This window comes from Curtobacterium flaccumfaciens UCD-AKU, from assembly GCF_000349565.1.
GTDB lineage: Bacteria > Actinomycetota > Actinomycetes > Actinomycetales > Microbacteriaceae > Curtobacterium > Curtobacterium poinsettiae.
This window is the reverse complement of sequence record NZ_KB714631.1, coordinates 555,269-566,989: the sequence shown is the minus strand read 5'-3', so window position 1 is coordinate 566,989 and position 11,721 is coordinate 555,269. Positions and strand designations below refer to the sequence as shown.

Below are 11,721 nucleotides of genomic sequence, written 5' to 3'. Positions count from 1 at the left end.
GATGGACGCGTGACGGACGGCCGGGTGAGCAGACAGGTGCTCGGGCGCCGGTACCTCTCCGCCTGGATCGGCTTCTCGGCCGGTGGACGGTTCAGCCAGGCGCTCGCGACGGTCATCGTGCTGTTCGGGTTCGGCCAGCCCACGGTGGAGACACTCGTCGGTCAGGCGGGGACCTGGGCGGTGCTCGTGACGCTGTTCGTGCTCGCGGGGCTGAGTCTGCTGGGACAGCGCTACCGGATCGAGTGGCACGGGGTCCTCCCCCTCTCGCTGTTGGCCTTCGTCGGCTACTGCGCGTTGAGCGTGCTGTGGAGCGAGTACTCCTGGTTCGCGCTCCGCGGGCTCGTGCAGACCGTGTTCTTCATCGGCCTCGGGCTGTACCTGGCGCTCGGCCGCGACCTGGTGCAGGTGATCCGGGCCTCGGGCGACGCCTTCCGGATCCTGCTCGTGACCGCCCTCGGGCTCGAGGTCCTGTCCGGCCTGGTGCTCGACGTCCCGTTCCCGGCGTTCGGCATCCGCGGTGACATCGCGTACGGCGGCCCGATCCAGGGCATCGGCGGCACACGCAACTTCATGGGCTTCATCGCCGCCATGGCACTGGTCACCTTCGTGGTCGAGTTCCTCACCCGGTCCGTCACGCTCTGGCGCGCGATCGCCTCGACCTCGCTCGCCGTCATCGCCCTGATGCTCGTGCAGTCCCCCATCACCGGCCTGGCGATGATCGCACTCGCCGTCACCGCACTGGCGCTCTGGTCACTCCGGCACGCGCGACCGGCGACCAGACCGGTGGTCAACGGCGTCCTCGGCGCGGTCGTCCTGCTGACCCTGGCCGTCGGGGTGCTCGCGCGGCACCGGCTGCTCGCCGAGATCGGGGCGGCCGGCGGCACCGCGACGCGCACGGACCTGTGGTCCCAGATCCGGGTCCTGGTGGAGCGCTACCCGATCCAGGGCTGGGGCTGGGTGGGGACCTGGCCGACCGAGCCGGTGGTGCCGTACGTGACGCTCATCGACCCCGCCGGCGTCCGCTTCACCTCGGGCCTGAACGCCTTCGTGGACGCCTGGCTGCAGATCGGCTTCGCGGGCACGCTCATCCTCGGGATCACGGCGCTGCTCGCGTTCGCGCGGGCCTGGGTGACGGCGACGACGTTCCCCGGGGTGGCGTACGTGTGGCCGGCCGCGGTGCTCGTGCTGCTCGCCGTCACCAGCACGGCGGAGAGCTACCTGCTGCACGGTGCGGGGCTGATGTTCTTCGTGACGGTGCTCGTGATCGCCGCGCGGCGGCGCTCGTGGCGCCGGCACCTGCCGCGCGTGTAGCGACGGACCGGAGGCCCGTGGCGGCCCCGCACCGCGCCTCCAGGCCGTCACGCCGAACGTTCCGGGCGCGCGCATCGTGAGCAGGAGTGGTCGCCCCGGCGGACGGGACCCGACCGTTCCTGTGCACGAAGCGATCGCGCGCTCCGGGCCTCGCGCTACGGGCGCGTGCGGCGACCGAGACGGCGCTGCACACCCCACCGGGTGACACGGAGCATCGCCTCGACCACGATGGACCGGCTCATCTTGGAGACCCCGTGCACGCGGTCGCGGAACCGGATCGGCACCTCGACGATGCGGCCGCCGAGGGCGTCCACGCGCAGCGTCATGTCCACCTGGAAGCAGTACCCCTTCGAGTCCACCGACCCGAGGTCCATCCGCGCGATCGCCGACGAGCGGTACACGCGGTACCCGGCGGTGATGTCGCGCACGTCGAGGCCGAGCACCAGGCGGGCGTAGGTGTTCGCCCCGCGGCTGAGCGCCTGGCGTCGGAGCGGCCAGTCGACGACCGAGCCACCCGGCACCCAGCGGGACCCGATCGCGAGCAGGACGTCCTCGGACGCGGTCACGGCGTCGATCATGGCCGGCAACCGGTCGGCCGGGTGCGAGCCGTCGGCGTCCATCTCGACCAGCAGCGGGTAGCCGCGCTCCAGACCCCACCGGAAGCCGGCGACGTACGCCGTGCCGAGCCCGGCCTTGCCGGGGCGCTGCAGCAGGTGCACGCGGTCGTCAGCGGCGGCCAGCGACCGCACGATGTCCCCGGTGCCGTCCGGGCTGCCGTCGTCGACGACGAGCACGTGGGCACCGGGCACCGCCGCCAGCACGGCGGCCGTGATCGCGCGGATGTTCTCGGCCTCGTCGTAGGTCGGGACGATGACGAGGGCGGCGGTGTCCCCCGGGGTCACCGGTTCAGGCGCCGCTTCACCTTGCCTGCGACGCTGCGGGGGCCCTCGGTGCGCAGGTAGTGCACGGCGCGACCGAGGTCGTAGCGGACACCGGAGAGCTTCTTGCGCTCCGGCACGCGGACGCGCATCTTGTGCGGCTCGATCGAGGACGTCGTGTCGCGCACCGACTTGTCCGCAGCGCGGATCGGGTTCCGGCAGAACTCGACGAGCGGGGCGAGGACGTTCTCCCACGTGAACTGCTCGCGCACACGGTCGACGTTGCCGATGAACTCGGTGCGGGCCTTCTTGTCGAAGAGCGCCGTCTCGAGCGCGGTCGCCAGGCCGTCGACGTCCTGCTCGTGCACCGCGATGCCGAGCTTCTGCTCCGCGACGAGGTCACCGAACGAGTCGCCGGCCGTCGTGACGATCGGCAGACGTGCCCACAGGTAGTCGAGGATGCGGGTGCGGAACGAGAACGTCGTCTCGAGGTGCTCGTAGTGCGTCGAGACGCCGGCGTCGGCCTCGAGCAGGTAGGCGCCGCGCTCCTCGTACGGGATCCACTGGTCGTTGAAGAACACGTGCTTGCCGGTGAGCCCGAGGGCGTCCGCCTCGGCGCGGACCTTCGCCACGATGTCCATCTCGGGGACGTCGGGGTTCGGGTGCTGCACACCCATGAAGAAGAGCTTGACCGACGGACGGCGCTCGGCGAGCCGGGCAATCGAGCGGACCAGGGTGATCGGGTCGAACCAGTCGTAGATCCCCCCGCCCCAGACGACGAGCTTGTCGTTCTTGCCGATGCCCGGCACGACGCCCTTGACCCGCTGCTGGTCGTGCACCGGCGGGGTCGAGGACAGGCCGAACGGCACGACGCCGATGAGCGAGCGCAGGTCGGCGTCACGCGAGTACGTGCGGGCGTTCACGCGGCCGGAGCCGGCGAGCTGCCCGAGCCAGAACATCCGCTGACGCTCCGAGGCACAGATGAAGTAGTCGCCGAGCTCGAGCTGGTGGTTCAGCGTGTCCGAGGCGTCGAGGATCTGGCGGTTCCACTTGTCGACGTCGTCGCTGCGGCCCTGTTCGAGCTGCTCGAGGTGCAGCGGGTCGTAGACGTCGACGACCAGGATCTTGCTGGTCGACTCGAGCACGGGGAACAGCCGGAGCGCGTGGCCCTGCACGATGATGACGTCGGCCCAGCCCTCGTGCTCGACCATCTGGCGCGGGTGGCGGTGCGGGACCGTGACGACCTCGTACGAGGGGTCGATCGGCGACGAGCGGGTGAGGCTGACCACGCGGACGTCGTGCTCCGATGCCAGCTGCTTCGCCATCTGGGTGGCACGGATCGCCGGACCGGCCATCTTCGCGCCGATCGAGTCGCCCGTGATGATGAGGATGCGGCGACGGGTGCCGACCTCGAGCACGCCGAGGGAGTGCACGATCTTGTCGTAGCCGGCCAGGTAGTTCTCGATCGGGTACGCGGGCTCGTCGCGGTTGCCGAACAGGCGGAGGAGCTCGCGGTCGGACCGGACACGGGTCGCCTGGATCTGGCGGCGGGACTCGGTCATCGACGGCAGCTGCTCGACGAACTGGTCGACGCCGTAGATGCCCGCCATGCTCGTCTTCGGCACCGGGATGGTGGGGACGCTGTCGTCGCCGGGGTTGCGCAGGTCGAGCTCGGTGGAGTCGAGCTCCCCGCGGCCCACGGCACGGCGGACGGCGAGCGCCAGCGAACCGGGCAGCGCCGCGGCGAGCTGTTCGTCACCGAGGTTCTTGTAGAGCGTGAACAGTGCGTTGCGCTCGAGCAGGTAGGTCTCGCGGAAGTCGCCGAACTTGTTCATCGACGCGTGGTGCTTGTGGAACGCGACGGACTTCGGCTGGTACCGGAAGCGCCAGCCGAGCAGGTTGAGCCGCCAGCCGAGGTCGACGTCCTCGTAGAACATGAAGTAGCGGTCGTCGAAGCCGTCGAGCTGCTCGAAGAGCTCGGCGCGGATGAACATCGCGGCGCCGGTGCCGAACAGGACGTCGGTCTCGCTCTCCCACCGGCCGGTGTCCGGCGACCCGGCGAAGGGCTTGTAGCCCATGCCGTACCAGGTCATCGCGGCCTCGGTGAAGTCGACGTTGACGCCTTCCCAGTCGAGGACCTTCGAGGCGACGGCACCGATGTCGGCACCCGAGGCGAACGTGGCCATGGCCTCGCGCACCCAGCCGGTGTCCGGACGGGCGTCGTTGTTGAGGAACGCCACGACCTCGCCGGAGGACTTCTCGACGCCGAGGTTGCACCCGCCCGTGAACCCGAGGTTCGCACCAGCGTCGATCAGGGTGAAGTCGAGGGACGAGGCCTTCAGCCGACCGAGGTGCTCGGGGCCCGAACCGTTCTCGACGACGATCACCTCGAGCTTGTCCTGCGGCCAGTCCTGCTTGCGGAGCTCCGCGATGCTCGTCAGGGTGTCGTCCGTGCCCTTGTAGTTCACGAGGATGACGGAAACGACTCCCGGCTTGCGCTCTGTCACGCGAGTTCCTCCAGCAGCTGCCGCGCACCGGGCGCGGGTAGGTGGCTCGGCCAGCGGGGTGCCGCGGGCCGATGACACCCTACAAGGCGCGCCCACCGACTCCCTGCCGCCGCTGCGGATTCGTGCAGAATGGCGTGCGTGACCGCTGTGATCCCGAGCACCCCCATGCCCTCCCCCCTCCGCGAGGACTACGCGGCCCTCGCGGCCGACGAGCACGCCGAGGGCCCCCGCGGCACGATCCGCTTCGCGGTCTCGACCGCCGATCCGGCCGAGGGCAAGGGCGACCTGTTCGTCGCGCTCGGCCTCGCGCGGGCACTCCGGGCCGAGGGCTGGGGCGTGGCGATGTGGCCGTTGGCGCGCTGGGGCGAGGAACTCCCCGCCGACACCGCCGTCGTGGTCAGCATGATCGAGTCCTTCGTGCCCGGCTACGTCCCCGCCGGCACCGCCCTGGTGGCGTGGGTGCGGAACTGGACCGCCAAGTGGGCAGCCCTGCCGTACCTGGACGAGTTCGACGCCGTCTGGACCTCGTCCGAGGCCGCCCGCGACGCGGTCGCCGCGGCCTACAGCGGCCCCGTCGAGGTCGTCCCGATCGGCGTGGACACCGAGCTGTTCACGACCGACGCCACCGCACCGCGCGAACGTACCGACCGCGCCGTCACCACCGTCAACTTCTGGGGTGTCCGCCGCCGCGTGCAGGACGTCCTGGCCGAGGTCGCCCCGACCGAACCGATCGTCTGGTTCGCCGCGAACGTCGACCACGTCGAGGCCTCGGCCGGCGTCGAGCTCCGCCCAGCGGTGTCCTACTTCGCGCTGCCCGAGGTCTACCGCGCAGCCGGTTTCGTCGTCGACGACGTGATCGAGCCGGCCGCCGAGTACGGCACCCTGAACTCCCGCCTGTACGAGTCGCTCGCGTCCGGCGCGCTGCCCGTCACCGACTGCGCGCTCGGGCTCGACGAGCTCGGCCTGTCCGACGTGCCGGTGTTCGACGACGCCGACTCGCTCGAGCGCGTGCTCGCGATGCCCCGCGACGAGCGCACGGCCCTGGTCGCCCGGCTCCGCGCCGTGGTGCTCGAGCGGCACTCGTTCCGCACCCGTGCCGAGCAGGTCGGCCCGTCGCTCGACGCCGCCGTCGCCGCCGCCTCGGGTCGGAGCGGCGAGCGTGGGGCGTTCCTGCGCTGGGCCACCGCCCAGCGCGAGACGCTCCGGCAGGCCGAGCACGACCGCGACGTCCACCTGTCCGGCGTGCACGACATCAACGCACGCCTGGTCGCGTCGGAGCAGCAGGTCGGCGCGTACGACACCGCACGCCGCCGGGCCGAGGCGGAGCGCGACCAGATCGCGGCCCGCTTCGAGGGCCTCACGCGCTCGCCCGAGTACCGGCTGCTGCACGGCGTCGGTCTGATGGCGCGGCGCGCACGCCGCTGACGGCGGTCGACGCGACCAACAGACGGACGGGAGGCCCGGTACCAGCTGGTACCAGGCCTCCCGTCCGTCGTGGTGACCGTCTACTGCACGGTGACGGTCTTGGTGCCGAAGCTCTTGTAGGTGCCGCTCGGCAGGTCCTGGAAGTAGACGCGCACGGTGTGCGTGCCCTTCTTCAGCCCGGTGAACTTCCGCGACAGTCCCACGTCCGACCCCCAGTCCGGGTGCGCGGCCTGCACGTCGGTCCGGGTCGCGTTCGCGGTGCCCGGCGAGACGGCCACGCCGTCCAGGTGGATCTTGTAGCCGACCGGGTCCCAGACGTCCGGGTCGATGGCCCAGCCGGCGACCGTGATGGTGCCGACGCCGCCGGTGACCGACTCGTACAGGCCCTTGACCGAACCGGTCTTGCCCGTCTTGCCGGTGGTGGGCGGGTCGGTGACCCGCACGCTCTTCGTGCCGAAGCTCTTGTAGGTGCCGCTCGGCAGCTCCTGGAAGTACACCCGCACCGAGTGGGTGCCGGCGGTCAGCCCGGGGATCTTCAGGGACAGGCCGACGTCGGAACCCCAGGCGGGGTGCACGGCCTCGACGTCGGTCCGCTTCGCGTTCGCGGCTCCGGGGGCGATGGCGACACCGTCGACGTGGATCTTGTACTGCACCGGGTCCCAGACGTCGGGGTCGATCGCCCAGCCGCGCACCGTGGCGCTGTTCACGCCGCCGGTCACGGACTCGTACGCGCCCTTGACCGAACCCGTCTTGCCCGTCTTGCCCGTCGTCCCCGACGCGTCGGGTTCGGCGGACGATGCGGCGGTCACGGTCACGGACTTGGTGCCGAAGCTGACGTACTTGCCGCCCTGCAGGTCCTGGAAGTAGACGCGCACGGTGTGCTTGCCGGCCTTCAGTCCGGTGAGCCGGAGCGTCAGGCCGACGTCCGAGCCCCAGGTGGGGTGGTCCGCCGCGACGTCGGTGCGCGTGGCGTCCGCGACACCGCTGTTCGTGCTCACGCCGTCGACGTGGATCTTGTACTTGACCGGGTCCCAGACGTCCGGGTCGATCGCCCAGCCCCGCACGGTGGCCGTGCCGACGCCGCCGGTGACGGAGTCGTACGAGCCGCGGACCTTGCCGGTCTTGCCGGTCTTGCCGGTGGTGGGGGCGTCGACGACGACGGACTTCGACGCGACCTTGACGTACTTCGTACCGGGCTTGTCCACCACGTAGAGCGTCACCGCGCGCTTGCCGGCGGACATCCCACCGATCGTCTTCGAGAAGCCGAGGGTGCTGCCGACGCCCGGGTAGACCTTCGCCACGTCGGTGCGGGTCGTGTCGGCCGTGCCGGTCGCCTTGCTCACGCCGTCGACCAGGATCTTCCACGAGCCGGGCTTCGACGAGTCGGGGTCGAGGACCCAGCCGCTCGCCGAGATCGTGCCGACGCCGCCGGTCACCGAGTCGAGGACGCCCTTCGGCGCTTCGCTCGTGACGGTGCGGGTGTAGCAGCCGAGCAGGGTGTTGCCGCCGCGGCCCTGGTTGATGGCGTACGTGCAGACGTTGTGCTTGCCGAGGCTCAGCCCGGTCAGGGTCGTCGAGAACCCGTGCCGGGTGTTGTTCGCCCCGAGGGTGCCCGCCAGGTCGCTGCGGTTCGCGTCGGCGGTGATGGTCTTCGCGCCGTCACCGTCGACGTAGAACGCGACGCGCAGGGGGTTCGTCGTGTCGGGGTCGGCGGCCCATCCCCGGACCGTCAGGGTCGAGGTGGCGGTGGCGGTCACCGCATCGACGTTGCCGACCGGGTTGCCGCTGCCGCTGGAGGCGCCGAACCAGTCGGTGTACATGCGCCAGAAGTTGCGGTTGCCGTAGGCCGAGCAGCCGTCGCCGCTGCCGTAGAGGTTCGACATCGCCGCGGCGTTCGGCGTGTACGGCGTGTAGATGTAGAGCGCCGCGGTGGCCTGGTTCTGGATGTAGACGGACTTGCGGCCGCACGCGGCGTTCGGGTTGAGCAGGATCGAGTTCGTCCGGCCCGCCTGGTACGCCCACGAGGTCGGCGTCGCCTGGTACCGCTTGAACTGCAGCGCCGCGGCGTAGACCTGCTGGCCGAAGCCGAAGTACGCCGGGTCGCACGGGGCGGTGTCCGGGCACGCGAAGCCGGTGGCGTGCAGGTACATGTAGGACGTCGGCGAGGACGTCGTCACGATGCCCTGCTCCTTCTGCAGGAGCACGAGCAGCACCTTCTGGCTGATGCCGCACGCGGCACCGACCTGGGCGATCATCGTCGCGGCGCTCTTGGTGCCGCCGGCGATGGCCTTGCACCGGCCGGAGACCGCGCCGATCGAGCTCATCTTCTGCGAGAAGTCCTTCAGGCAGGCGGGCCCACCCGAGGCCTTGCGACAGTTCGGTGCGACGCTCGTCAGGAACGACTGCACGGCGGCGGCGCTCATGGCCGAGCCGTTGTAGAAGTTCGCGTCGCTGATGATGTTGCCCGGGTCGAAGTCCGAGGCGACGGCGGCCGACGCCGACCGGGTCGTGGTCTGCTCCGAGAGCACCGTGCCGAAGGTCAGACCGCTCACCGCGACGGCGAGGGACGCCACCAGCGCGAGGGAGCTGCGGAGGGACCGCCGGACGGGGCGGTCATCGCTGTCGGGACGGGGGGAACGGGTGGGGCGCATCACGGGACCTCGGCGGTCAGGGGGTCGGACGTCGTCGACGCGGAGCCGATGGCGTAGGTCAGGGTGACGGACCAGGTGCCGCTCGGCACCTTCGCCGCGGGGAACGACACCTGCGCGCAGTTCACCGACGAGGCACTCGCCTGCGCGGTGCTCGTGGCCTTCCGCGTGACGCCGTTCTTCGTCGCGGTGAAGGTGCACTTCCCGCTCGTGTCGGTGGTGCCGGAGACCAGGCCGCCGGCCTGGAGCGTCTTCGAGCCGGTGTCCCAGCCGGCGTAGGTCACGACGGCCGTGGCCGGGAACTCCGACGGGTCGGTGTCCGGCTGGTTCGTCGCGCCGCTGCCCGGGAACGGACCGGGGGTGTCGTCGTCGCCGGCGCCGGAGTCGGTGCCGCCGTCGCCGGACGCACCGTCGGTCGGCGAAGGGGCCACTCCGGTGGGTGCCGCGGTCGCCGAGGCGTCGCCGGTCGGGGTCGCACTCGTGGTGCGCGTGGCGGAGGCCGACGGCGACGGGGTGGCGTCGTCGCCACCGCCGGAACAACCGGCCACGAGGAGACTGAGTGCACCGACCACCGCGAACGCAGCGATCGGCCTGGATGCGAGGAGCATGCTGACGGGCCGTCCTGAGGATGTTGACAAGGGTCCGGGTTGCAACAACGGTAACTCGAAAGTGAAGGTTGAGGGTTGGATCGGCCGGAATCACCCCCACTCGGGGTGCACGACGGCCGTCGCCCAACCCCGCCACGCGGGCCCGGTGAGTATGCTGTTCCGGTCCTGCCCCCACGAACGAAGAGACGTATGGTCGACCAAGCCCGCATGACCGCGCTCGCGAAGGAACCCCTCGTCGTGATCGGCGCTCCGACGAGCGCCTTCCGCGGAACCTTCCGCGAGCTGCGCGACGTCTTCCGGCAGCGCGAGATGCTCGGCATGCTCGTCCGACGTGACCTGAAGGCCCGGTACAAGGACTCGGCACTCGGGTTCGTCTGGACGCTCGTGCGCCCGCTGACCCAGCTGCTCATCTACTACTTCGTCATCGGCAAGGTCCTCGGCGCCGCCAACGGCATCGACAACTTCGCCATCTACGTCTTCACCGGCCTGACCGCCTACACGCTCTTCAGCGAGATCGTCGCCGGGTCGACGGGCTCGATCGTCGGCAACTCCGGGCTGATCAAGAAGGTCTACGTCCCGCGCGAGGTCTTCCCGCTCGCCAGTGTGGGCGCGGCCCTGGTGAACTTCACCATCCAGTTCGCGATCCTGCTCGCCGCGACGGTCGTGATCGGGGTCTTCCCCTGGCACGAGGGCCTGGTCTACCTGATCCCCTCGCTCGCCGTCATCCTGGTCTACGGCGCGGCCATCGGTCTCGTGCTGTCCGCGCTCAACGTGTACCTGCGCGACGTGCAGTTCGTCATCGACGTCGGCCTGATGGTCCTGCTCTGGGCCTCGCCGATCGTCTACTCCTACGCGCGCGTGGTCGCCACGGTGAACGCCGACTGGCTCATCACCGCGTACACGAACAACCCGCTGACGCTGGCGGTGCTCGGCCTGCAGAACGCGATCTGGCTGCACGACCCGGCCGACGTCACGTACCCGGAACACCTGATGCTGCGGCTGGGGATCGCCTTCGTGATCGGGCTCTTCTGCCTCATCGGTGCGCAGCGGATCTTCTCCCGCCTGCAGGGCAACTTCGCGCAGGAGCTCTAGACCATGGCCATCAGCACCCCCGTCGCCCCGACGACCACCGGCGACACCGCCGACCGTCCCGACGTCATCGTCATCGACCACGTGCGCAAGCGCTTCACGGTGCGCAAGGACAACACCCTGCGCGAGCGCATCGTCACCCTCGGTCGCGCCGGGCGCAAGCACCGCCAGGACTTCTGGGCCCTCGACGACGTCACCGTGTCGATCCAGGCCGGCTCGACCGTCGGACTGATCGGTCAGAACGGCTCCGGCAAGTCGACCCTGCTCAAGGCGATCGGCGGCATCATCCAGCCGACGTCCGGCACGGTGTCCCGCCGCGGTCGCCTCGCCGCGCTGCTCGAGCTCGGCGCCGGGTTCCACCCCGACCTGTCCGGCCGCGAGAACGTGTACCTCAACGCGAGCCTGCTCGGCCTCAGCCGCAAGCAGACCGACGAGAAGTTCGACGACATCCTGGCGTTCTCGGGCATCGGGGACTTCATCGACACCCAGGTGAAGTTCTACTCATCGGGCATGTACGTGCGGCTCGCCTTCGCCGTCGCCGTGCACACCGACCCCGACGTGCTGCTCGTCGACGAGGTCCTGGCGGTCGGTGACGAGGCCTTCCAGCGCAAGTGCCTCGACCGCATCCGCACCTTCCAGGAAGCCGGCAAGACGATCATCATCGTCACGCACTCGCTCAGCCAGGTGCAGGAGATGTGCGACCGCGTCGTCCTGCTCAACAAGGGCAAGGTGCTGCACGACGGTGACCCCGTGCAGGCGGTGAGCATGTTCCGAGAGGTGCTCGAGGAACGCCGCCAGGGCGAGCTCAGCACCGACGTCGCCGTCGGCCGCGGCAAGGTCCTCGGGGCGAGCGTGCACGTCGACGGCAAGGAGCCCCGCGCGGACGTCATGCCCGGCGACGACCTCGTCGTGGACATGGAGTTCGAGCACCTGGACGGCATCGCCGACTGGGAGGCCGCAGTCCAGATCAACAACGCCGGCGGCCAGGTCGTCTACGGCACCACCACCGGCATCATGGGCCTCGAACTGCACCCGCTGCACGGCCGCCGGAAGCTCCGTCTCCGCATCGCGGACACCGCCTTCGGCACCGGCAAGTACTTCATCAACGTGTCGATGATGGACTCCGCGGGCCGCCACCTGCACGACATGCCGGAGTGCGACTCGTTCGAGGTCCCCTCGTTCGGCAACGCCGTCGGCACCGTCTACGCGCAGCCCACGGTCGAGGAGCTCGACTGACCCCGGTCGACGGCGACAC

At 70.4% G+C, this 11,721-nt stretch carries 8 protein-coding genes; 4 read left to right on the top strand and 4 right to left on the bottom strand.

Annotation, left to right across the window (positions count from 1 at the left end):
* The first annotated feature begins 9 nt into the window (after positions 1 to 9).
* The gene (locus H489_RS36210; RefSeq protein WP_167578329.1) at positions 10 to 1,311 is read left to right on the top strand and encodes an O-antigen ligase family protein; all 1,302 of its coding nucleotides are present in this window, start codon (positions 10 to 12) and stop codon (positions 1,309 to 1,311) included.
* 155 nt (positions 1,312 to 1,466) lie between these two features.
* Here the strand turns inward: H489_RS36210 and H489_RS36205 are convergent, their stop codons facing one another.
* Together H489_RS36205 and H489_RS36200 are read right to left on the bottom strand one after the other, a co-directional pair.
* A complete protein-coding gene (locus H489_RS36205) occupies positions 1,467 to 2,213 on the bottom strand; it encodes a polyprenol monophosphomannose synthase (RefSeq protein WP_017888795.1) in 747 nt (248 codons plus the stop codon).
* Positions 2,210 to 4,696 carry a glycosyltransferase gene (locus H489_RS36200; RefSeq protein ID WP_017888794.1) on the bottom strand — a complete coding sequence of 829 codons (2,487 nt, stop codon included), beginning with the start codon at positions 4,694 to 4,696 and terminating at the stop codon, positions 2,210 to 2,212. Before H489_RS36200 ends, H489_RS36205 begins: the two co-directional genes overlap by 4 nt.
* 138 nt (positions 4,697 to 4,834) lie before the next feature.
* Here H489_RS36200 and H489_RS36195 point away from each other — a divergent pair, with 138 nt between their 5' ends.
* Positions 4,835 to 6,121, top strand: coding sequence for a glycosyltransferase (locus H489_RS36195; RefSeq protein ID WP_152427357.1), 1,287 nt, complete (start codon positions 4,835 to 4,837; stop codon positions 6,119 to 6,121).
* Positions 6,122 to 6,201: 80 nt separating this feature from the next.
* Here H489_RS36195 and H489_RS37175 read toward each other — a convergent pair whose 3' ends face one another.
* Both H489_RS37175 and H489_RS36190 read right to left on the bottom strand, forming a co-directional pair.
* The gene (locus H489_RS37175) at positions 6,202 to 8,694 is read right to left on the bottom strand and encodes a hypothetical protein (RefSeq protein ID WP_052481761.1); all 2,493 of its coding nucleotides are present in this window, start codon (positions 8,692 to 8,694) and stop codon (positions 6,202 to 6,204) included.
* A 77-nt stretch (positions 8,695 to 8,771) separates the two neighbouring features.
* Positions 8,772 to 9,377, bottom strand: coding sequence for a hypothetical protein (locus H489_RS36190; RefSeq protein WP_017888791.1), 606 nt, complete (start codon positions 9,375 to 9,377; stop codon positions 8,772 to 8,774).
* Between the two features lie 189 nt (positions 9,378 to 9,566).
* Between H489_RS36190 and H489_RS36185 the strand changes: the two genes are divergently transcribed.
* Positions 9,567 to 10,469 (top strand): ABC transporter permease, encoded by a 903-nt coding sequence (locus H489_RS36185; protein WP_017888790.1) that lies wholly within the window; start codon positions 9,567 to 9,569, stop codon positions 10,467 to 10,469.
* A gap of 3 nt (positions 10,470 to 10,472) precedes the next feature.
* The gene (locus H489_RS36180; RefSeq protein WP_017888789.1) at positions 10,473 to 11,702 is read left to right on the top strand and encodes an ABC transporter ATP-binding protein; all 1,230 of its coding nucleotides are present in this window, start codon (positions 10,473 to 10,475) and stop codon (positions 11,700 to 11,702) included.
* Positions 11,703 to 11,721 lie beyond the last annotated feature (19 nt).

What these genes read in the sequence shown, in the direction of transcription:
- H489_RS36190 (WP_017888791.1), bottom strand. Translation starts at nt 9,377, where the DNA reads ATGCTCCTCGCATCCAGGCCGATCGCTGCGTTCGCGGTGGTCGGTGCA.
- H489_RS36180 (WP_017888789.1), top strand. Translation starts at nt 10,473, where the DNA reads ATGGCCATCAGCACCCCCGTCGCCCCGACGACCACCGGCGACACCGCC.
- H489_RS36185 (WP_017888790.1), top strand. Translation starts at nt 9,567, where the DNA reads ATGGTCGACCAAGCCCGCATGACCGCGCTCGCGAAGGAACCCCTCGTC.